This window comes from Proteocatella sp. QWL-06, from assembly GCF_058684135.1.
On record NZ_CM178755.1, the window covers coordinates 74,178 to 97,062 of the forward strand.

The window sequence follows — 22,885 nt, forward strand, 5'->3', positions numbered from 1 at the left end:
TAATGAAAATCGAGGGGAGTAATACCATGAAGATGCTTGCATCGTTTTCGGGCGGCAAAGACAGCATGCTCAGCCTGGACAGGGCTATTGAGCAGGGAAATGAGATAGAGGGGTTGTTTGTGACAGTAGACGCAGATGGGAGTTCCTGGTTTCACGATATAAATAATGATGTGCTCGAGGCTGTCAGCATGAGCCTTGGCATACCATTATTCCTTTGTCCCTGCAGGCAGGGAGAGGGATATACCGAAGATTTTGAGAGATACATGAAGCAGATAATAATACTTACTGGCGCTCAAGCCTGCATATTCGGAGACATAGACATAGAAGCGCACAGAGCCTGGGCAGAGGAAAGAGCGGAAAATCTCGGTATAGAGGCCGTGTTCCCGCTATGGCAGGAAAACAGGAAGAAGCTCGTGAGCGAGGTTGTGGACAAGGGGTACAGGGCAGTAATAAAGAAGGTCAGCAGAAAGCATCTGGGCTCGGCATATCTGGGGAGAGTGCTTGATCATGAGCTGATCGAGGAATTTGAAGATATGGGCATAGACTCGTGCGGGGAGAATGGGGAATATCATACTCTCGTATACGATGGCCCGGCTTTTCGCAAAAAGATAAACATAAGACTTGGTAAAATTTCTGAAAACGAATATTGCTTCTCAAGGGAGATTGAGCTGGCATAGATACGGAGGTATTTATGAAGAACAACTACTATGATAACGTTGAACATAAGGTCGATACTTCGGGTCCCAAAAGGATGCCGATAATCGAGTCCAGACTTAAAAAAAGGATCGTCACGGTTCCGGAGGTGATAAGAGAGGCATCCGGGATAAAGATTTTCGGAAAGAGGATAAAATCCATAATATTCACTACGGATCTCGCAATAATAAACAACAACAATGCAGATGCGGTGATAGCGGTATATCCGTTCACGCCACAGCTTTCGATCACGAAATCGATAATAGAGGTATCTTCTACTCCGGTATTCTGCGGGGTAGGAGGAGGGCTCACATCCGGCCAGAGGTCTGTAGACATAGCACTTCACGCTGAGCTTGGAGGAGCATACGGGGTGGTAATGAACGCTCCGGCAACGAATGAGCTCGTGAGCGAGATGAAGAACCGCATAGACATCCCTATAGTCATAACCGTGGTTTCCGAAAAGGAAGATTTTGAAGCAAGGATAAGAGCAGGAGTCGGAATATTCAACGTCTCAGGAGGAGCCAACACGGCGAACATAGTAAGAAAGATAAGAGCCATTCATCCAGACTTTCCGATAATAGCAACCGGAGGACCTACGGATGAAAGCATAAGGGAAACTATCAATGCAGGCGCAAATGCCATAACCTACACGCCGCCTACTTCGGCAGAGCTGTTTGCTTCGATAATGGAAAAATACAGGGAAGAAATTGCTGGAAAATAGAAAATATTTAAAAAATATCAAAAATATCCTTGACATACTTCCGGAAAAATTGTATTATGATAAACAATAATAAAAGCTATGACAAAGATCAGTAGTTAGAGTTCTGGATTACAGAGAGCAGCCGGCAGGTGAAAGGCTGCATCCGATTTTAACGAATCTCCTTTCGAGCTGCTTTATGAAAATAGAGCCGTCTAACCCGCGTTACAGGGAACGAGTGAACAGAGCCTTAGAAGTTTTGAGGACTGTTAATTTGGGTGGCAACGCGGAAGAGTGTATTCTTTGTATACGAAAATACAGATGAACTTACAGCTTTCGTCCCTTATTTAAGGGACGAAGGCTTTTTTTATACCCAAAAAGCCAACGATCCCGACACATTGGAAATTGCTGAATGGATTTTAATGTAAAGATCGGAGGAAAAAGATGGAAAATTTAAGACTGTTCATACCGGGACCGGTAACTGTAAGAGATGAGGTGCTTGCAAAAATGGCGGCGCCGCAGATAGGGCACAGGACGAAGGACGCATCAGCGCTTCAGAGGAGGATATCTGACAATCTGAGAAAGCTGTGGAACACGCAGGAGGAGATACTGCTTTCAACGACATCTGGAAGTGGACTCATGGAGGGCGCCATAAGAAGCTGTACTGCAAAAAAGGCTGCAGTATTCTCTATCGGGGCATTTGGCACGAGATGGTACGAGATGGGAAAATGGAACGCAGTGGAGGCGGACCTTTTTGAAACGGAGATGGGAAGGGCGACCGATCCGGCTGAAGTGGACAGGGCGCTTGCGACCGGCCAGTATGATCTTGTTACGATCACACACAATGAGACCTCAAGCGGCGTGATGAATCCTATAGAGGAAATCGCGGCAGTCGTAAGAAAATATCCGGAGACAGTATTTTGCGTGGACATGGTGAGCTCTGCCGGAGGATACAGGGTGGATGTGGACAGGCTCGGAATAGACATCTGCATCACATCAAGCCAGAAATGCCTCGGACTTCCAGCGGGGCTCGCGGCCTGCACGTTCTCACGAAAAGCGGTCGAGAGGGCAAGAACGGTTCAAAACAGAGGATTTTATTTGGATCTGCTCCAGCTTTACGATTTCATACAGAAGAAGGATTATCAGTACCAGTCAACTCCTTCACTGGCCCACATGTTCGCTCTCGATTATCAGCTGGACTATATAATAAACGAGGAGGGCCTCGAAAACAGGTTTGCCAGACATGAAGAGATGATGGAGATGGTAAGGGAATGGGCAGGAAGGAATTTTGCCCTGCTGGCCGAGGATGACATCGCTTCAAGGACGGTAACAACGGTAGTGAATACGAAAAACATAGATATATCAGAGCTCAACAGGGAGCTGAAGAAAAGAGGCATGATGATCTCAAACGGATACGGCGAGCTGAAGGACAAGACCTTCAGGATAGCGCATATGGCAGATACTACCCCGGCTCAGATAACGGAGCTGCTTGACAATCTGGATGATATACTCGGGCTGAATTAAGAGAGAAAAGGAGAATGATCATGAGAATACTTGCGAATGACGGAATAGACAAGATCGCGGCTGATGAGCTTGCGGCAAGAGGATTTGAGATAGACAGAGGCCATTATGCCAAAGAAGAGCTGAAGGCTCAGATAAAGGATTTTGATGTGCTTATAGTAAGGTCAGCTACTAAGGTGGATCAAGAGATAATAGATGCGGCGGCGCAGGGGGATCTGAGGCTGATAGTCAGGGCCGGAGTCGGAATAGATAACATAGATACGGCTTACGCTCAGGGTATGGGGATAGAGGTCAGAAATACTCCGAATGCAAGCAGCGATTCTGTGGCGGAGCTGGTGCTGGGCCATATGTTCTCGCTTGCCAGATTTATCTCAATAGCAAACGTGACCATGAGAGACGGCAAATGGAACAAGAAGGAGTACGAGGGCGTTGAGCTTGCCGGAAAGACTCTTGGAATCATAGGGTTTGGAAGGATAGGAAGATCTCTCGCAGAAAAAGCCAGCGCACTTGGAATGGATGTTATGTTTCACGACATATGTGTAAAGAATGATGAAAAATTCGAATACGCTGAGTTTGATGCCCTGATAAAAAATGCGGACTTCATATCTGTGCATACCCCTTTCACTGGAGAGGCGCTTATAGGAGAGGAACAGTTCAGGAAGATGAAGGAGGGTGTTTTCATAATAAATGCGGCAAGGGGAAATGTCATCGACGAGAAGGCGCTCGTGGATGCGCTCAATACTGACAGGGTAAGGGGCGCCGGCATCGACGTCTTTGAAAAGGAACCAGCCGTAAACCTGGAACTCGTAAGGCATCCCAAGGCATGCGTGACTCCTCACATAGGGGCAGCGACGAGAGAGGCTCAGATGAGGATAGGAAGAGAAACAGCAGAAACTGTCCTGGATTTTTTTGATATTCTTATTGACAAAGCCATGTAATTTGTTCAAAATATAAAGTGGATAAGTATAATTATTTAAATAAAAAGAGAAGGAGATTGGGAAATGATAACACTCAGACCATTTAAGGCACTCAGGCCAACAAGGGAAGCGGCACCGGATGTGGCAGCACCGCCATATGATGTCATAGACACTGCGACAGCGAGGGAAATAGGAAAGAACCCCAGAAGCCTCGTGCACATAACGAGAAGTGAGATTCATTTTGGAAAAGACCAGGATCCTTATTCTCATGAGGTTTACAGAAGTGCAAGAGAAAACCTGGATGAGTTCCAGAAGAAAGGCATACTTTTTGAGGAAGACAGGAAATCATACTATATATACAGGCAGATAATGGATGGAAGAGCTCAGAGCGGGATCGTAGGATGTGCTTCGATAGACGATTACAGAGACGGAAAGATAAAGAAGCATGAGTTCACCAGAGTAGACAAGGAAGCAGACAGGATAAACCATTTCTATACCTGCGAGGCAGATACGGAGCCGGTATTCCTGTTCTGCAGGAAGAACGATGAGCTGAAGGATTTCATAGACAGATACACCGAGGCTCATGCCCCGGAGTATGACCTTATAACTGATGACGGAGTTACTCAGATCCTGTGGGTAGTTGGCGGTGAAGGCGATATAAGAGAGATCGAATCCATATTCGCAGGACTCGATGAGCTGTATATAGCAGACGGCCATCACAGAACGGCTTCCGCATACAATGTGGGAATGGTAAAAAGAAAGGAAAATCCGAACTATACCGGAGAAGAGAATTTCAATTATTTCATGTCAGTGGTATTTCCGGCAGACGAGCTGCTGATAATGCCATACAACCGTCTGGTGAAGGACATGAATGACCTGATGAAGGATGATTTTGTCGCAAGGGTGACGGAAAAGTTCGACATTGAGAAGATAACGCTCAGGGGAGATGAAAGATCAGATTATACCCTCAAGCTCAAGAAGATTGAACCAAAGAGGCGCGGAGAATTCACGATGATAATGGAGGATGAATATTACAGGCTGATTCCGAAAAAGGGCACCTTTGACGAAGCTGATGTCGTGGCTTCGCTCGACGTATCGATCCTTCAGGAGAATCTGCTCGGACCTGTGCTGGGCATAGATGACCCGAGGACCAACAGGAGGATAGAATTTTTCGGAGGAGTGGACATGCTCGAGGAAATCGAGGCCAAGCTTCTCGTGAGATACAGAAGAGGGCTCGGATTTCTGCTTTATCCTACTCAGATTGAAGACATAATGAAGATCAGCGACAGCAATCTCGTCATGCCTCCGAAATCGACATGGTTCGAGCCAAAGCTAAAAAGTGGACTTTTCATGTACAAGTTCTAAATAATGTTCAGAAACTGCAATACCTTCTTGAAAAAACAATCCGGTTGATATATGATATAACTTATATATTATTATTATTTTGAAATTATTAATGGAAAAGGACAGGAAATATGAAGTTACTTATCGATAGGATAATCAAAGACGGAGAAGGCAGAGAAGGACATATCATCAAGGTGGACTCCTTCATAAATCATCAGATGGACATGAAGCTGATGGATGAGATAGGAAAGGAATTCGCAAGGAGATTTGAGGGACTTGGGATAAACAAGATTCTGACGATCGAGGCTTCGGGAATAGGGATCGCGGTGATAACATCCGTGCACATGGGATACATCCCGGTAGTGTTTGCGAAGAAATCGCAGCCCAACACCATGACCGAACGTTACTATGGAGCCGAGGTAAAATCGTTCACGAAAGGAACGGTATCCCTTGCCAAGGTAACTAAGAAATATCTTCAGCCGGGAGAGAAGGTCCTTATCATAGACGACTTCATGGCCTACGGAGAAGCATCCAGAGGGCTCATAAGCCTCGTGCAGCAAGCAGGCGGAGAAGTAGTAGGACTTGGAGCCGTGGTTGAAAAGGCATTCCAGGGCGGAGGACAGAAGCTCAGAGATGAGGGCTACAAGGTAGAATCGCTTGCAGTCATAAGCAAGATCCATGATGATGGCACGCTCGAATTCAGCAATTATGATAAATAACGGGCTTTAGCCATAAATATCCGAAAAACGGAACTATCAAGCGTTTTTGAAAAGCCTATAATTCGACATATATGGAACTATACACAAAAAATCGTAAATATTTTACGATTTTTTTGGTTAAAGCTATTTACAATTTCCGAACGATTGTATATAATTGTCTCATAAACATATTAGAAAAAAAGGTAGTGTAAAGTTCGTTATGAAAAAGCGATTTAAAAGGATTGCCAGATTTTGTATCCGATCTTTAAAATATAATGATGTGCGAAGCACCTGAATTCGGTTTTTTTTGCACAACAAAAGGATCTTAACCACCCTTGAATTTTCAAAAAATAATGCTGTTTCTCTTTTGTGTGGGATTGGATTTTTAGTTTAGCATCATTTTTCTCAATTTCAAGGGCAAGCCAAAATCAATGTATTGATTTTGATGGTCAACTGGCTTGATTCTCTTTGGCTTCTTCCTGCATTTTCAGTATGCTTTGTTGCCCAAGGTAGATTAGCAGCTGCCATTTTCCGGGCATGTTTTCTGCTTTATCAAGCATTTCGTGTGTATTTAATACCTGATTGTTAAATCTGGAGTGTCTTCTCAGAAAGTTGTAGTAGGCTACCCACAGTGACACGGAGTAATTTGCTCCTTCAAAATTGTCGTAGCCGCAGGTGCATCTGTATGTTTCTTTGAAGGTTCTGTTTAATCTCTCTACTACTTGCTTGTATGGTCTGTATTCTTTTGATACTGCATCATCGTTTGCAAGCCCAATGACCTGTGTGATGTCAAATTCCAGGGGGTTTTCCTGAAGGGAAAACTGCTGTGCGGCGAGTGGATAGGCACTGTACCCGTCTGCTATGAACTTGAAGTTGTCTGTTACTTTGTGGATTCCTCTGAAGGCTTTTCTCATGGCCAGTATGCATGGGCCTACGCTTCTGCTTGCTGATACCTGGTAGCCTATCACTGATTTTGAAGCGGCATCCATGATAAACCAGATGTATCCTTTGATGCCTCGTACTTTTATGTAGGTTTCATCGGCGATAAATGTTTCTGATTTTTCGTAAGGGTAGCTATCTATGAATGGCTTGATTAAAAGCGCAGCTGTTCTGCAGTAGTTGGATACCATTGTGTGGGAGATCCTTATTCCGTAAAGATCTTCAAGGGCCTGGGCTGTTTTTCGTAATGAGAGTCCAAGATTAACATGAAATGTAAGGCACAGGGACATGATATGTGCGTTTTGTTTTCTAAACTTCAGTGAGGATGAGTTCTTTGGAAGGGATTTTAAATCCATCTCAAAGAAATCTACGGTGAATTCCCGGTAGATGTAATGGAGTTTGTATTTGTATTTTTCTTTTTTATCTAGGTTTTCCGGATCTACTTTTTTCAGGTTGTTGAGATAGTACTTGCACTTTTGATTGGTGCATTTATGTATGCTAAAAAAGGTCCTGTCTCTTTTAGGGACAAGGCTGTGACTGCAATGAGGGCATTTGAGTTTTAATGGTTTGGTAACTCTTTTTCCGGTGGAAAATGTCTGGCTGCATATCTTGCACTGGTACTGGCCGTTGTCTCCGTTGTTATCGTAAATATAGTGATGCGGAGCATTGCATACTGGACATGATATTTCTTCTGGTATGGTTCTTCCGTTCCTGCGCTGAACTGGTTTTATCTTCTTCTGATATTTCGATTCGTAGTATGACAGAAGAAACTGCCAGTCCTGTTTGATGAATGGCTGGATTATTGGAAGTTGGTCTGTCTTGAATTTTTGATATTTTGGTGAGTGGGTATCGTCATGCGCCCACTGACCTAATGGAATATATTTTGAAATAAATAGTACTAAAAATCGAATTTGTTGATTTTGGTATTGAATTACATGTAGTAAATGAGTTATAATTTGAGACATAACAATGGCACCCTTGCCTTTCTGTTTTATTTGTTGTGTTGGAACTCAAATTATATCAGAAAATGGGGGGTCATTGTTTTTTTATTTAAAAAAACAGTGAAAACCTTTGAATATATAGCAATATTAAATAAAATAGGGGTGTAAAACTTTACACTACCGAAAAAAATAAAGGGAGATTGATATGAAAAAATTATTATCACTGGCTTTAATTTTAGTTCTTTCGCTTACCGCACTTGTTGGATGCGGCGGAGGTGGCGGCTCTACAGAAGAGGGCGCTGCTGATCCAATAACAGTTGGATTTATCTACATCGGACCTGTTGGTGACGGCGGATTCACTGATGCTCACGACAGAGGAAGACTTTACCTTGAGGAGCAGATGGGAGACAAGGTAAGAACTATCTATCAGGAGAATGTTCCTGAGACTATGCAGGACGTTAAAAACGCTGCAAAGATAATGATAGACGAAGGAGCTTCAATAATATTCACTACAAGCTTTGGTTTCATGGATGCTACTGAAGAGCTTGCAGCTGAATATCCGGAAGTAAAATTCATGCATTTCTCTGGATATAAGATGAACGATACAAACTTTGGAAACTACTTTGGAGCTATGGAAGAGGCAAGATATCTTTCAGGTATAGCTGCAGGACTTAAGACAGAATCAAACAAGATAGGTTTTGTAGGAGCATTCCCTCTTACGGAGCTGTTCATAGGAATAAACGCATTCACGCTTGGAGCTCAGTCAGTAAACCCTGATGCTACAGTTCAGGTTATCTGGACAAACTCATGGTATGACCCGGCTAAGGAAAAGGAAGCAGCAGAAGCGCTTCTTGCAGCAGGATGCGATGTAATAGCTCAGCACTGTGATACAACAGGACCACAGGTTGCAGCTCAGGAAAAAGGCGTATGGGCTATAGGATACAACTCGGATACTGCAGAATCAGCACCAGAGGCATTTATGACAGCACCTGTATGGAACCATGGAATATTCTATGTTCAGCAGGTTCAGGCTGTGATAGATGGAACATGGACTCCACAGAGCTACTATGGAAACATGGCTGAGGGATACATCGATCTTCTTCCGCTTACAGCAGTTGCACCAGAGGGAGCTGCAGATAAGATTGAAGAAGTGAGAGCTCAGATCGAGAGCGGAGAGTTTAACCCATTCACAGGACCTGTGAAGGATCAGGCTGGAAACGTAGTCGTAGCTGAAGGCGAAAAGCTTACGAGAGAGCAGATCTGGCAGATGAACTACCTTGTTCAGGGCGTTGAAGGAACAACTAAATAAGACATTTGATGTTATCATTCTCAGAGCGTGAGTGTTCATGCTCTGAGAATGCATTTTTATTTTAATTTGAATTATTTGTGGAGGAAAGATGCAAAAGAATAAAGCTGTAGAAATGATCAATATTTCAAAGAGCTTTGGGAGCATTAAGGCGAATGAAGACGTCAATCTGACCATATATGAAGGAGAAGTACATGCGCTGCTTGGGGAAAATGGAGCAGGCAAGAGTACGCTTATGAACATGCTTTCGGGGATATACAGACCTGACAGCGGTTCTATTTTTGTCTATGGCGAAGAAAAACATTTTGATTCACCGAGTGAGCCTATTGAACTTGGGATAGGTATGATACATCAGCATTTCAAGCTGATAGACGTACTTACTGCGAAGGAGAACATAATACTTGGACAGAAGGAAAGCTTCTTTATAAAAGGAAAGGCCCTTACAAAGGAAATAAGGTCGATATCAGACAAATACAGGCTGGATGTCGATCCGGGCAAGAAGGTATACAACATGTCTGTCGGAGAAAAGCAGACGCTTGAGATAATAAAGGTTCTCTACCGTGGGGCAAAGATACTTATAATGGACGAGCCTACAGCCGTGCTTACTCCACAGGAGATAAAGAGACTGTTCAAGATAATAAACAACATGAAGGAGCAGGGATGCGCCATCATCATAATAACTCACAAGATGAACGAGGTAATGGAGATAAGCGACAGGGTTACCGTGCTTAGAAAAGGAAAGTCCATAGCGACGCTCGAGACGGCAAAGACTACTTCTTCGGAGCTTGTGGAGATGATGGTTGGAAAAGCGGTGGACCTTTCGATAGAAAAGCCGCAGACAGTGAAATCTGAAAAGCCTATGCTTGAGCTCGATGAGGTCACCGTGCTCGACAAGGAAAAAAGATATGCGCTCAAGGACGTGACGTTCAGCGTTCACGGAGGAGAAATCCTCGGAGTGGCAGGGCTTGCAGGAAGCGGACAGAAGGAGCTTTGCGAGACTATCGCGGGACTCATGAAGACGAATTCAGGCAGGATATATTTTGAGGGCGAGAACATAATCGACAAGAGCCCCAGAGAGATAATAAACATGGGAGTAAGGATGGGATTCATACCTGAGGACAGACTCGGAATGGGTCTTGTAGGCTCCATGGACATAGTGGACAACATAATACTCAAGGACTATCAGAAGCAGCCGGGGATATTCCTGAACAAGAAGATAATGGAATCAAAGGCGCATGAGATAGTTGAAAAGCTTGAGATATCAACTCCGAGCATATTCCATCCGGTAAAGAAGCTTTCCGGAGGTAACATACAGAAGGTGCTTCTCGGAAGAGAGATAGACGCCAATCCGAAGCTGCTCATAACGGCATATCCGGTAAGAGGACTCGACATAGGAGCTTCATACAAAATATATGATCTTCTGAACGAACAGAAGAAAAAGGGAACGGCGGTACTCTTCATAGGTGAGGACCTTGACGTGCTTCTTGAGATATGCGACAGGATAGCGGTAGTATACGAGGGAAGAATGACAGGAATAGTGGACACAGCTTCGACGACGAAGGAACAGGTAGGAGTGCTGATGGCAGGCGGAACCATGGAAGACGTGGAAAAGCTTGCGCTTGAGCAGAAAAAGGAGGTGCAGTAATTGCTGAAGTACAACATAATAAAAAAGGACGAGCTTGAAGGCAGACAGGCCATGATGGTAAGAGCTGCAGCGATTATCCTTTCCTTTGTATTCACAGGGATATTCATGGTAATAATAGGATACAATCCGATACAGGTATTCACAAAGATGATCTCGGGAGCCCTGGGTACTGAGATGAGGATTAAGGAGACGATAACCAAATCCATACCGCTTGTCATAACCTCGCTTGGAATCCTCGTGGCATTCAAGATGAAGTTCTGGAACATCGGGGGCGAAGGCCAGATAATGATGGGGGCTCTTGGAGCTTCATATATCGCGCTCAACTATGCTGACAGCATGGCATCATTTCCACTTCTGCTGCTCATGGCGCTGGCATCGATAGTATGCGGAGGACTCTGGGCGCTGATACCGGCATTCTTCAAGGTAAAGCTTGGAACCAATGAGACTATATTCACGCTGATGCTCAACTATATTGCGATAAAGATAGTGCAGTACCTTCAGTATGGACCATGGAAGGACCCAAATGCATCGGGATTCCCAAAGGTGGCCAACTTTGCACCAGCTGCGCACCTTCCAAGTCTCTTTGGCATACACATCGGCTGGATAATAGCGCTTGTGCTTGCGGCGGCTATGTATGTATTCATGAAATATACGAAAAAAGGATATGAGATAGAGGTCGTGGGGGAGAGCCCTAACACTGCGAAATATGCAGGAATGAACGTAAACGGAATAATAATTATGGCACTTATAATATCGGGAGGCCTCTGTGGTCTTGTCGGAATGATTCAGGCATCTGCTATTGAAAAGACGCTTTCTGCAACTCTCTCAGGCGGTCTTGGATTCACGGCGATTATAACTACCTGGCTTTCGGGTCTCAAGCCTCATTTCATAGTGATAACCTCTATTGCCTTTGCAGTGCTTCTGCAGGGAGGGGTATATATCCAGATAGCTATGCAGATCCCATCTGCCGTAGCTGAGATGATCCAGGGAATAATTCTCTTCTTCGTGCTGGGAAGCGAATTCTTTATAAGATACAAGTTTGTAAAGGGGGATAAATAATGTGGATTGATATTTTTGCAGCGGCAATAACTGCCGGAACTCCCCTGCTTTTCGCCACTCTTGGAGAGATATACACTGAGAGAGTGGGCAATACCAACCTTGGGGTTGAGGGAATGATGATAATGGGAGCCGTAGTAGGATTCTCTACCGGATTCCTCACTCAGAACGCGGCGCTCGCGCTTGCAGGCGCGGTGCTTGCGGGATCAGCAGGTGCTCTGATATATGCGATTATAACCATAACGCTCAGGGCCAATCAGATAGTTACGGGGCTCGCGCTCACCATATTCGGAACCGGATTTGCTAGCTTTGTCGGAAAGCCTTATGTAGGAAAGGCGGCTCCTGAGGCTATAAAAAACTTCTTCAGGGTCATAGAGATACCCCTTCTTTCGGACATACCTTTCATTGGAGAGATCCTTTTCAGGCATGACGTGTTCGTATATCTTGGATATATAGTGACTTTCTGGACGCTTATCTACTTCTACAAGACAAGATGGGGACTTAACCTCAGATCAATTGGAGAGAGCGCGGCTTCGGCTGACGCATCGGGTATAAACATCGACAAGTACAAGTATATCCATACTATAATAGGTGGAGCGCTTGCCGGCCTTGGAGGAGCTTATCTCTCACTTGTTACGATACCTGTATGGCAGGAAGGCGTTACAGGAGGAAGAGGCTGGATTGCTGTAGCCCTTGTAATATTCGCATCATGGAAGCCGATAAAGGCTATGTTTGGAGCGCTTCTCTTCGGAGGACTGGACATAATAGGCTTCAGGCTTCAGGGAATGGGGATACATGTTTCGCAGTATCTGATAGACATGCTTCCTTACCTTACTACGATTGTCGTGCTCATAATAAGCACGAGAAAGAACAAGCCGGAGGACATGCCTCCAGCGGACCTGAGCATACCTTATTTCAGGGAAGAAAGATAGAAAAAAGATATTCAAGAAGACATACAAATATATACAGGAAATGTTCTCGAAAAGGGAGCATTTCCTTTTTTTTTGTTGACGGAAATGATATGGAGGGCATCTTACTGGGTATAAATACCTAATAATGGGGTTCAGGGAAGAACCGAAATTTGCGGGCAGGGGAGCTGGATTTATGAAATGGTTGAGAAAGAGCTCAATAAGAAGCGGTGGGATAATTCTTCTGGTGTTCATACTGGGCATGTTTTCTGTATATGCCTTTTCTTCATATGACACTGCGGGGAATTTTTTTGAAAAAAGCAGCATGGAGAGTCTTTACGGAGATGCTGACATAATCTCATCCGAGATAGAAAGCATGATAGGAAGATATGATGTGCTCGTAAGGCAGATGACCACCAACAGGGACTTCCGTATGCTTGCTTCTGAAACGCTGAGCAGGGAGACCAAGCGCGAACACCCTCTCTATGGGAGGGTCGTAGAGCAGCTTATCGATATAAAGACTATAGATGAAAGCATAGAGCTTGCCTATATAACTTCAGGAAAGATAGACGACATAATCGCGGACATATATGAACATGACTCTCCGCAGGGATTTGACCTTGAAAAGAGACCATGGTACATCGACATGGTAAGAGCCCAGAAGACGAACCTCAGCGAGCCGTACAGAGATGCGAGGACCGGAACGATTGCAGTCACCATAGCCAGCCCTCTCTATGAAGGCGGAGACATAATGGGCGCGGTTGCGATTGACATAATGATCGATGACATATACAGGATGATGAGCGAGTACAAGGTCGGAGAAAACGGATACATCGTCGTGATGAACAAAAGCGGAAGAGTGATATACCATCCTGATGAGGACATATCCGAAATCACCGAGATAGAAAATCTGGACCCTGACCTTGCAGCCATGAAGGGCATAATACTCTCTGGAGAATCTGGAGTCATGGAATATGAAGCGCAGGATGGCAATAATTATCTGGCATATGTACCGGTGGATTATTCAAACCTGGTGGTGGCGGCGATAATATCAAAATCTGAGGCCATGATGCCGGTTCAGCAGATGTTCAATCAGAACCTTATAATACTGCTTGCAGTGACGGCTGCGCTGGCAGTATTCATAATGACGCTTACAAGCAGGATAACAAGACCGCTCGTGGAGCTTTCAGAGGAAATAGAGTACTACGGCAAGGCCGGACGCAATATGAAGATACCTGAGAAATTCTTTGAAAGGACCGACGAGATAGGCACGCTTGCCAACGGGCTTGATTTCATGAGCCGCAGCATAGACAGGCACATACTTGAGATGGGCGACCGCAACAAGGAGCTCTTCAGTGAGATAGAGACCAGAAAGACTGTTCAGATGAGGCTTGAGATGATACTTAGGCTCCTTTCAGGAAGCTCTGAGGGAAACTTCATACTCAATGACAGATACGAATGCATATACAGCAACAGGGCGTTTGAAAAGCTTGCAGGATATGAGGCGAGCGGCTCTGCAAGGCACAACCTGCTCGAGCAGGGGATAATAATAAACCAGAATATAGTGGATGCTCTCAGTGACAGCGGAAGATGGAGCGGAGACGTCGTCTTTGAGAACGAAAGCAAGGAGAAGATATCGCTGTATCTCAACATAAGGGCCATGGACTATGACGGTGAGGTATACTACACGGGAAGCACGACAGACCTCACAAGATTCAGGCAGGTGCAGAGAGACATCCACCGTCTCAAGAATTTTGACAGTCTTACAAAGCTCTACAACAAGGATTATTTCGAGTTCATGGTGACCAGCTTTCTCGAAAGCGAAAGCTCTGACAGGTTGATGCACTCAATGATCCTCGTCAACATAGATAACTTCAGGCTCATAAATGAAGCCAGGGGATTTGAGTTTGGCAGCGAGGTGCTGGCCGTATTTTCCAGAAAGCTGATGGAGCTTGCGGGTGAAAAGGATATAGTGGCAAGGCTCGGCAACGACGAATTTGCCGTATTCAGGACAGGGCTTGAGAGCTATGAACAGCTTTACAGGTTTATAGTGGAATTCAGCAGGGAAATAAACAATTATCACAGGGTTTCCGGAGAAGAGATGTTCGTAAGCGTGACCATGGGAATAAGCGTCTATCCTTCTGACGGAGAAAGCTGCCAGGAGCTTCTCAAGAATGCCACGTCTGCGCTCAACAGCGCCAAGAGCGATACCAGCATGGATTTTGAATTCTACAACAAGGAGATAAGCAGCCAGTCAGTGTACAAATATGAGCTCAAGAACATGCTCAGATATGCCATGGAAAAGACTGAGCTTACGCTGAACTATCAACCTCAGATAGACATGGTAACAAAGCAGATAAAGGGTATTGAGGCTCTTCTGAGGTGGAATCATGATGGAGAGATGATACCTCCGGACAAGTTCATACCTGTGGCAGAGGAATACAACCTGATTCTTCCTGTTGGGGAATGGGTGCTCAGGGAGGCCTGCAGGTTTGGGAATGAGCTCAATCGCAGGGGCCATGAGATACAGATAGCAGTAAATCTCTCGAGGATGCAGTTCAAAAACCCTTATATAGTTTCGCTCGTCAGCTCAGTCCTGAGCGAGACCGGGCTTCCTCCGCATCTTCTGGAGCTTGAGATAACAGAGAGCATCCTTATGGATAACGAGGAGGAATGCGAGAGAATACTGAAGAGCTTCAGGGCTATGGGAATAAAGACGGCGATAGATGATTTCGGTACAGGATACTCATCGCTTTCTTATCTCAAGAAATTCGCCGTAGACAGGATAAAGATAGACAGGACCTTCATAAAGGAAATCCCGGAAAAGGACGATGGCGCGATCGCGAAGGTAATAATAGAGCTTGCGACAGTGCTCCATATAGACGTGCTTGCTGAGGGAGTGGAGACTGAAAAGCAGATGGATTTTCTTGTAAAGAACAGCTGCAGCCTTGCTCAGGGATACCTCTTCTCAAGACCGCTCAGTGAGGAGGTCGTAACAGACTTCATCGAGAAAAACGCAGAGAGTGGCCGCGATGATGCTTCACATATTTCAGAAATGTAGTATAATAAGGATAGAGAAAGTTTTAACGGTTAACTGAATTTTATCAGAGGGAGAATAGGCTATGAAAAATCTTGCAGATGCGAAATATCTTCATGAAAACATGGACAGGGTAGTGATAATAGACGCCACAAACAACTTCATGATTGCTTCGGAGGGACGAGAGAAATATGATAAACGCCACATAAGGGGAGCTTTTCATATAGACCTCAAGATGGATATGTGCAGACCGGTTACAAAGCACGGAGGAAGAGACCCGCTTCCTGAGGACATGAATTCATTCAGGGAAAAGCTTGAGCAATTTGGAATAAGCACTGACAGCGAGGTAATCGTGTACGATGAGGACATGGTGCCGGCAAGCAGATTCTGGTGGATGTGCAGATACATCGGCCTTAAGAACGTAAAGCTTCTTGACGGCGGGATAAATTCCTGGACAGAAAATGGATATGAGCTGACTGATGAGCCTTCACAGCTTCCGCAAAGAGGAAGCATAGACATGAAGCTCGATCCGGAATGCATTGCGGACATAGACGACATAAGAAAGGCCATATGGGATGACAGCGTGCTCATAATAGATTCAAGGTCAAGTGCAAGATACTCAGGCAGAGAAGAGCTTATAGACGTAAAGGCTGGACACATACCGGGAGCGAAAAACAGCTTCTATGAGAAAGTGCTCAGGAGCGACGGAAAATACAGGAGCCTTGATGAGATAAGAATGGTATTCGAAGGATTTGATAAGTACAGAGAGGTAATAGTTCACTGCGGGTCGGGAGTTTCGGGACCGGTAAACATTATTGCCCTGGATGAGATAGGAATAGATTCAAAGCTATACGTAGGAAGCTGGAGCGACTATATAACATATGAAGACAGCGTGATAGCAACAGGAGATATATAAAAATGAGGATTTCGTCAATTGACAGGAAACAGTTTAAGGATATAACGAAGATTCTGGGAAAGAGCTTTCTGTTTGCAGAGATGTCCGAATCGGAAATAGAGCGAGTGCTTACATGTTCCGGGGCAACTATAAAAACTATAGATAAAAACGACATAATATTCGACCAGCATGATATCCCCAAATATCTCTTCGTGCTGATAAAAGGCTCGGTAGCGGTGTGCAAGGACTCTATTTCGGGTAAGAGGGGCATCGTGACTGTAATCGAGAGGCCGGGTGATATATTTGGAGAGATATACCTGTTCCTTCCAAAGAATGAATACGACTTCTACACCCTCGTGACTCAGCAGGCAGAGGTTATGCTGATACCGAGAGAATTCTTTTCAAGCACATGCTCAAACAAGTGCAACTATCATTCAAAGCTGATTGAGAACATGATGGGCATCCTGGCGCAGAAGGCATACTATCTGGGTCAGAAGCTTCAGATACTCTCGAGCGGATCGCTCAGGCAGAAGATATCAAAATACCTTCTCGACAACTGTGACAGCAGCGGATCCATAAAGATGAAGATGAACAGGGAGGTTTTTGCGGACTATCTTATAGTCGCAAGGCCGTCGCTTTCGAGGGAGCTCCTGAGGATGCAGGATGAAGGCCTGATTGATGTCGACGGAAAGCACATAAAGATAAGGGATATAGATGCGCTCGAAGCGGAACTGTAGAAAAGCGAACTTGTAAAAAAATCAAATTAAATTTATTGAACACTCCCGCCGCCTGCACTAAAATTTAGAGGCGGGGGATTCCTGGAAACACCGCCCTTGTGGGCAGTTTCTTATCAGGCTAGCCCCGCAGTACCTGCGGTTAGAAGCCTTATGGCTTCGTTTCGTAAGTTTATGCTTGCGTTAATATCCCTGTCATGCACAGCATTGCAGGATGGACAGGTCCATGTCCTTACGGACAGATTCTTAACGGCTTTATTCTGGTAATTACAGGCCGAGCAAAGTTGGCTTGATGCAAAGGTCCTGGATACGGTTATTACTTTCTTTCCGTACCAGACAGCCTTGTACTCAATTAGTTCCTTGAAATGCGACCAGGATACCTCAGATATTGCTTTTGAAAGTCTTTTATTTTTAAGCATATCTGATACCTGCAAATCCTCCATACCGATGATGTCGTGGTTTTTGACTATATCGGTAGACAGTTTATGCAGGTAATCAGCTCTTGTGTTTACTATTTTCTCATGGACTCTTGCCACCTTGAGTTTCTGTTTGTACCAGTTGCTTGAATACTTCACTCTTCTTGAGAGGATTCGCTGTTCTTTGGCGAGCTTAGCTTCAAGGCTTCTGAAGAATCTGGGGTTAGTGTGTCCACTGCCGTCAGATAAAACAGCAAAGTCCTTGAGTCCTACATCTACGCCACAGGCGATTTCGGTTTTTGGAAGCTCAGACACTTCAGTTTCCGCAAGAAGAGACACAAAGAATTTACCCGAAGGTTTCCTTGAGACAGTAGCACTTATTATACGGCCGTCCACTTCTCTTGATTTTGAGAAGCGTACGAGTCCGAGCTTTGGAAGTTTTATGAAACTGTCTTCTACGGCAATATTATTGTTGGTGAATTTGGAAGTGTAGGACTGGACCGGATTCTTTCTTGACTTGAACCTTGGGTAGTCATTCTGCCTGCTGAAGAATCTCTTGAAGGAATCATCAAGAAACCTCAGGGACGACTGAAGAGCAGTACTATCAACCTCTTTAAGCCAGGTGAGTTCTTTTTTAAGTTGAGTGAGCATGGCTGAACAGTTGCTGTAGCTCAGGGTCCTCTTTTCGGACTCATATGCACTGTTGCGCTCAGCAAGGAAGTGATTGAACACAAAGCGGCTGCATCCGATGGTTTTCACTATCAGCAGCGCCTGATTACTGTCAGGATATATCCTGAATTTGTATGCCTTATGTACCAGCAACATTCTCACCTCCCACAGTTTAATTATACCCGCAAAAATACTGTTAAATCAATAGTTTGCGAGTCTTGAAAAGGTATGTTTTAAGAAAAAATATGAGATTCATCCCACCGCCTTAACTCTCGGTTTACCGAGAAAGGTGGTTTAGAGGCGGGGGTATTCTCTCACAAAATTGATAAAATATCGAAATCCGTAATAATTGTTACGGATTTTTTGTTTTTCATGTAGTATTATAAGGTTACAGAAACAGCTAAGACAAAAACAGCTTAAGAAAAAACGAATATAAATTGAAAACAATTACTGATAAACGATTGAGAAAAGGAGAACGAAAATGAAAGTAACTAAAGATATGATAATGGGTGAAATATTGAGAATGGAAATGGGACTTGCACCGATATTCATGGAAAACGGAATGCACTGCCTTGGATGCCCTTCGTCGCAGCTTGAGACACTTGAAGAAGCCTGCTCTGTACACGGAATAGACGCGGATGCCCTCACTGCAAAGCTGAATGCTTACCTTGAGAAGAAACAGGCATAGTTAACAGTCGATTATCATTAGGAAAAGGAACATTAACATGAGCGCATTTTTAGGACCGATACACCACTGGCTTTTTAACAAGATACAGTTTCAGGATCAGATGGTAGAGAACGTGATTGCCTATGCAGAGACTTTTGGCAGGGCGGAAAATTTAAGAGAGCAGCTTGCTGCAAGATATGGAGAGCTTGAGAAACAGCCTCTTGAAGAAATAATAGATGGAAGCAACATTCACGGATGGCTTCAGGACAGAGTCACAGTAGTAGAGAACAGGCTTGCGGCTACAGTTACTCAGCTGCTTGCAGAAGAGCCGGATAGAATAAATGACCTGAGAAGGATATTCTTCGAGTCAGGCAAGGAAAAAAGCGCGGCAGGAATAGACAGCGCAGCCATGATATACAGATTTCTCAGCGACAGCCTTCTTGACGGAATGCCTTGCGACAGAGCGAACCAGGTAGTGACTGAAGAAGATGACCATGCAGTATGGGTGAGAAATGTATGCGTCCACAGGCCTTACTGGGATGCTGCAGGAGGAGATATCTCGGTTTATTATGACCTGAGAGCATCTCTGATAGAAGGAATGCTTTATGGAAGCAGCTTTGAATATCACAGAACTGATGAAAATACTAATGAGATAAAGAAGAAATAAGAAGGAGAAACATATGAATAGCGTAGAGATACTTGTAAAAGAGCATGACAACATACTGGCGTTCCTTGGCGCAGTAAAGAATGCCTGCCTTAACATAATAGAGGGTCAGGAGCCGGACACCGGAGATTTCAGGAAGATGATAGATTTTGTAAGAAATTATGCCGATGGACATCATCATGGAAAAGAAGAGAAATTCCTTTTCGACCATATGGTGAAGGAGCTTGGAAAGATAGGCAAGAACCTCATAACTCATGGAATGATGGTGGAGCATGACCTGGGAAGGCTATACATGTCTGATCTTGAAAAAGCACTCGACAGCTATGACGAAAAACCTTCTACAGAGGCAAAGCTTGGAATAATATCAAATGCTGCAGGATATGCTTCGCTGCTTGAGAGACACATCGAAAAAGAGAACACTCACGTATTCAAGTATGCAGAAAAGAATCTTCCTCAGGAGTCTATGGATAAAGTGAACGAAGACAGTGAAAGATTTGTAGAAAAGGCAATCGCCGACGGCGTTGTAGATAAATACATCTCCCTTCTCGAAGAAATGACCTCAAAATACAGCAGACAGTAAAAGACACATAAGAATATGAACCGTATATACCTTGGTAAAACTGAGGAATATACGGTTTTTATTTATTGTGTATGATATGGTCGATAACTTCCCTTTTATGCCCTTTTAATATATAATGAGAGTATGAAAGGGAAATTAGGAGGTGTTCAGGTTCATGGTTAGTAGCTATGATAAATTGGGGAAAAGAAATTTGTCTGAAGAAGATATCAAGTTAAGATATATAACGCCTGCAATACAGAATGCGGGATGGGACAACAAGCAAATAAGAATGGAATACGCTTTTACAGCAGGGCGTATTATTTTGCGTGGGAATATTACGGCAAGAGGCAAAAAGAAGAGTGCAGATTACCTGCTGTCATATAAGAGCAATTTCCCATTAGCAGTTGTGGAAGCAAAAGATAATAAACATTCGGTAGGGGCAGGACTTCAGCAGGCGATAGAGTATGCCAGAGAGCTGGATGTACCTTATGTGTATGCATCAAATGGAGATGGGTTTGTTGAGCAAAACCTCATAACTGGAGAAGTGAAGGAATTAAAATTAGAAGAATTCCCATCACCGGAGGACTTATATAAAAAGTATAAAATCGATAAGGGGATTGATGAGGCGGAAGAAAAAGTCATATTAGCGCCATATTACTACATACCAGACTACAAAACTCCACGCTATTATCAGCGTGTAGCTATAAACAAAACCGTGGATGCTGTTGCAAAAGGACAAAATCGTGTGCTTTTAGTCAGTGCCACAGGCACAGGTAAAACCTACATGACATTTCAGATTATATATCGATTATGGAAATCTGGCTTAAAAAAGAAAATTCTTTTTCTGGCAGATCGAAATGTGTTGATTGACCAGACTATGACCGGAGACTTTAAACCCTTCGGTGGGAAAATGACCAAGGTTCAGAATAGAAATCTGGATAGTTCATATGAAATCTATCTTGCACTGTATCAGCAACTGGCAGGAGATGATGGAGAAGAATCATATCGTCAATTTAAACCGAACTTCTTTGACTTAATTGTCATTGATGAGTGCCACAGGGGCAGTGCTAAAGAAGAATCAGCGTGGAGAAAGATACTGGACTATTTCAATGAGGCTACACATATCGGATGCACAGCTACTCCTGTTGAAACAAAAGAAGCCTCCAGCCTTACCTATTTTGGTGCGCCTGTTTATGAATATTCACTAAAGCAGGGGATTGATGATGGATTTCTGGCGCCATATAAAGTCATTCGAATTGGGTTAGACAAAGACCTTGAAGGCTATCGTCCGGAAGCGGGAAAATTAGATAAGCATGGGTATGAAATTGAAGACAGGGAGTACAATGGCAAAGATTTTGATAGAAATCTGGTCATTGACGATCGTACAAGGGTTGTCGCATCTAAAATTACAGAGTTTTTGAAAAAGACAGATCGCTTCAGCAAGACTATCGTTTTTTGTGTAGACATTGAACATGCTGAACGAATGCGACAGGCACTAATCAATGAGAATAAGGATCTTTATGTCGAGAATGATCGTTATATTATGCGTATTACCGGAGACAATGATATTGGAAAGGCTCAACTGGAAAATTTTATTGATGAGGAAAGTAAGTATCCCGTTATTGCAGTTACAAGTAAACTGATGACTACAGGTGTGGATGCCAAGATGTGTAAGCTCATTGTGCTCGAGAATAACATAAACAGTATGACCGAGTTCAAACAGATAATTGGAAGAGGGACACGCCTTCTTGAAGATTACGGAAAGACTTATTTTACTATAATGGATTTTAGAAATGCCAGCAGACTATTTGCTGATCCGGAGTTTGATGGAAAGCCGGAAGTGGTTATTGATATTGGAGGCAATGATCCAGTTGATGAACCAGAAACGCCAACTGGCGAAGAAGGAACTGCAGAAGATGCAGGAAGTGATGGAGTGAATGAAGATGGTCCAACATATGGCTCGGATGGCAAAGATCTTTTTGACGATGAAGAAGGCGATGACAAACCGAGAAAGTATTATGTAGGGGATGTAACTGTTCGTGTTCTTTCAGAAAGAGTCCAGTATGTAGACAAGGACGGTAAACTCATTACGGAAAGCCTCATTGATTACACCAGAAAAAATATTCTTCAGCAGTATTCAAGGCTGGATGATTTTCTGCTTACATGGACAGAAGCTGAGAAAAAACAAGCTATCATTGATGAACTCCAGGACGACGGAGTGCTTCTGGAAGCAGTAAGACAAGAGCTGGGAAAAACAGAGCTGGATGATTTTGACCTCATTTGTCACATCGCTTATGACAAAGCTCCACTCACGAAAAGAGAGCGAGCAGAGAATGTGAAGAAAAGGCATTATCTTTACAAATACTCGGATCTGGCCAAGCAAGTCATTGAAGCACTTCTTGACAAGTATGCTAATGATGGTATCAGAGATATTGAGGATACAAAAGTACTTCAGCTTAAAGAGTTTCAGAAAATTGGAAGCCCGATGAAAATAGTCAAATCATTTGGTGGTAAAGAAGCATACCTGAAGGCAGTACAGGAGCTTGAAAACGAAATATATTATGCATAAATAAAAAAAG

The 22,885-nt window shown here is 43.9% G+C and carries 19 protein-coding genes and 1 other annotated feature; of the genes, 17 read left to right on the forward strand and 2 right to left on the reverse strand.

Annotated features, from left to right (window positions below):
* Positions 1 to 26 precede the first annotated feature (26 nt).
* From AC4PGZ_RS00395 to AC4PGZ_RS00420, 6 genes are all read left to right on the forward strand, one after another.
* Positions 27 to 677 (forward strand): Dph6-related ATP pyrophosphatase, encoded by a 651-nt coding sequence (locus tag AC4PGZ_RS00395; RefSeq protein WP_492159109.1) that lies wholly within the window; start codon positions 27 to 29, stop codon positions 675 to 677.
* Between the two features lie 14 nt (positions 678 to 691).
* The gene (locus AC4PGZ_RS00400) at positions 692 to 1,414 is read left to right on the forward strand and encodes a beta/alpha barrel domain-containing protein (RefSeq protein ID WP_492159110.1); all 723 of its coding nucleotides are present in this window, start codon (positions 692 to 694) and stop codon (positions 1,412 to 1,414) included.
* A 69-nt stretch (positions 1,415 to 1,483) separates the two neighbouring features.
* Positions 1,484 to 1,737: a binding site (T-box leader), on the forward strand.
* A 97-nt stretch (positions 1,738 to 1,834) separates the two neighbouring features.
* Entirely contained in the window at positions 1,835 to 2,914 is a 1,080-nt protein-coding gene (locus AC4PGZ_RS00405) for a pyridoxal-phosphate-dependent aminotransferase family protein (protein WP_492159111.1), read from the forward strand.
* Positions 2,915 to 2,934: 20 nt separating this feature from the next.
* On the forward strand, positions 2,935 to 3,849 hold the full coding sequence (locus AC4PGZ_RS00410) for a D-2-hydroxyacid dehydrogenase (RefSeq protein ID WP_492159112.1): 915 nt from the start codon (positions 2,935 to 2,937) through the stop codon (positions 3,847 to 3,849).
* A gap of 63 nt (positions 3,850 to 3,912) precedes the next feature.
* Complete coding sequence (locus AC4PGZ_RS00415; RefSeq protein ID WP_492159113.1) at positions 3,913 to 5,193, forward strand: DUF1015 domain-containing protein; 1,281 nt, start codon at positions 3,913 to 3,915, stop codon at positions 5,191 to 5,193.
* Between the two features lie 110 nt (positions 5,194 to 5,303).
* Positions 5,304 to 5,891 carry a xanthine phosphoribosyltransferase gene (locus AC4PGZ_RS00420; protein ID WP_492159115.1) on the forward strand — a complete coding sequence of 196 codons (588 nt, stop codon included), beginning with the start codon at positions 5,304 to 5,306 and terminating at the stop codon, positions 5,889 to 5,891.
* 428 nt (positions 5,892 to 6,319) lie between these two features.
* Here AC4PGZ_RS00420 and AC4PGZ_RS00425 read toward each other — a convergent pair whose 3' ends face one another.
* Entirely contained in the window at positions 6,320 to 7,774 is a 1,455-nt protein-coding gene (locus AC4PGZ_RS00425) for an IS6 family transposase (protein ID WP_492157960.1), read from the reverse strand.
* Between the two features lie 181 nt (positions 7,775 to 7,955).
* Here AC4PGZ_RS00425 and AC4PGZ_RS00430 point away from each other — a divergent pair, with 181 nt between their 5' ends.
* From AC4PGZ_RS00430 to AC4PGZ_RS00460, 7 genes are all read left to right on the forward strand, one after another.
* Positions 7,956 to 9,059: a BMP family ABC transporter substrate-binding protein gene (locus AC4PGZ_RS00430; protein WP_492159116.1), complete on the forward strand. Its 1,104-nt coding sequence runs from the start codon at positions 7,956 to 7,958 to the stop codon at positions 9,057 to 9,059.
* Between the two features lie 88 nt (positions 9,060 to 9,147).
* The gene (locus AC4PGZ_RS00435) at positions 9,148 to 10,701 is read left to right on the forward strand and encodes an ABC transporter ATP-binding protein (RefSeq protein WP_492159118.1); all 1,554 of its coding nucleotides are present in this window, start codon (positions 9,148 to 9,150) and stop codon (positions 10,699 to 10,701) included.
* Positions 10,702 to 11,760 carry an ABC transporter permease gene (locus AC4PGZ_RS00440; protein WP_492159119.1) on the forward strand — a complete coding sequence of 353 codons (1,059 nt, stop codon included), beginning with the start codon at positions 10,702 to 10,704 and terminating at the stop codon, positions 11,758 to 11,760.
* Positions 11,760 to 12,689, forward strand: a complete 930-nt coding sequence (locus AC4PGZ_RS00445) for an ABC transporter permease (RefSeq protein ID WP_492159120.1) — start codon at positions 11,760 to 11,762, stop codon at positions 12,687 to 12,689. The genes AC4PGZ_RS00440 and AC4PGZ_RS00445 overlap by 1 nt, the downstream gene beginning before the upstream one ends.
* 172 nt (positions 12,690 to 12,861) lie before the next feature.
* On the forward strand, positions 12,862 to 15,726 hold the full coding sequence (locus AC4PGZ_RS00450; protein ID WP_492159121.1) for a bifunctional diguanylate cyclase/phosphodiesterase: 2,865 nt from the start codon (positions 12,862 to 12,864) through the stop codon (positions 15,724 to 15,726).
* Positions 15,727 to 15,787: 61 nt separating this feature from the next.
* Positions 15,788 to 16,618, forward strand: coding sequence for a sulfurtransferase (locus AC4PGZ_RS00455; protein WP_492159122.1), 831 nt, complete (start codon positions 15,788 to 15,790; stop codon positions 16,616 to 16,618).
* A 2-nt stretch (positions 16,619 to 16,620) separates the two neighbouring features.
* Positions 16,621 to 17,334, forward strand: coding sequence for a Crp/Fnr family transcriptional regulator (locus tag AC4PGZ_RS00460; protein WP_492159123.1), 714 nt, complete (start codon positions 16,621 to 16,623; stop codon positions 17,332 to 17,334).
* Between the two features lie 113 nt (positions 17,335 to 17,447).
* Here the strand turns inward: AC4PGZ_RS00460 and tnpB are convergent, their stop codons facing one another.
* Positions 17,448 to 18,572 (reverse strand): IS200/IS605 family element RNA-guided endonuclease TnpB, encoded by a 1,125-nt coding sequence (gene tnpB / locus AC4PGZ_RS00465; protein ID WP_492159124.1) that lies wholly within the window; start codon positions 18,570 to 18,572, stop codon positions 17,448 to 17,450.
* Positions 18,573 to 18,897: 325 nt separating this feature from the next.
* On the opposite strand from tnpB, the gene AC4PGZ_RS00470 reads away from it, so the two are divergent.
* The 4 genes from AC4PGZ_RS00470 (at position 18,898) to hsdR (ending at position 22,875) form a co-directional block, all read left to right on the forward strand.
* A complete protein-coding gene (locus tag AC4PGZ_RS00470) occupies positions 18,898 to 19,104 on the forward strand; it encodes a DUF1858 domain-containing protein (RefSeq protein WP_492159125.1) in 207 nt (68 codons plus the stop codon).
* 37 nt (positions 19,105 to 19,141) lie between these two features.
* The gene (locus tag AC4PGZ_RS00475; protein ID WP_492159126.1) at positions 19,142 to 19,750 is read left to right on the forward strand and encodes a hypothetical protein; all 609 of its coding nucleotides are present in this window, start codon (positions 19,142 to 19,144) and stop codon (positions 19,748 to 19,750) included.
* A gap of 13 nt (positions 19,751 to 19,763) precedes the next feature.
* The gene (locus AC4PGZ_RS00480; protein ID WP_492159127.1) at positions 19,764 to 20,327 is read left to right on the forward strand and encodes a hemerythrin domain-containing protein; all 564 of its coding nucleotides are present in this window, start codon (positions 19,764 to 19,766) and stop codon (positions 20,325 to 20,327) included.
* Between the two features lie 154 nt (positions 20,328 to 20,481).
* A complete protein-coding gene (gene hsdR / locus AC4PGZ_RS00485; protein WP_492159128.1) occupies positions 20,482 to 22,875 on the forward strand; it encodes an EcoAI/FtnUII family type I restriction enzme subunit R in 2,394 nt (797 codons plus the stop codon).
* The last annotated feature ends 10 nt before the right edge of the window (positions 22,876 to 22,885 follow it).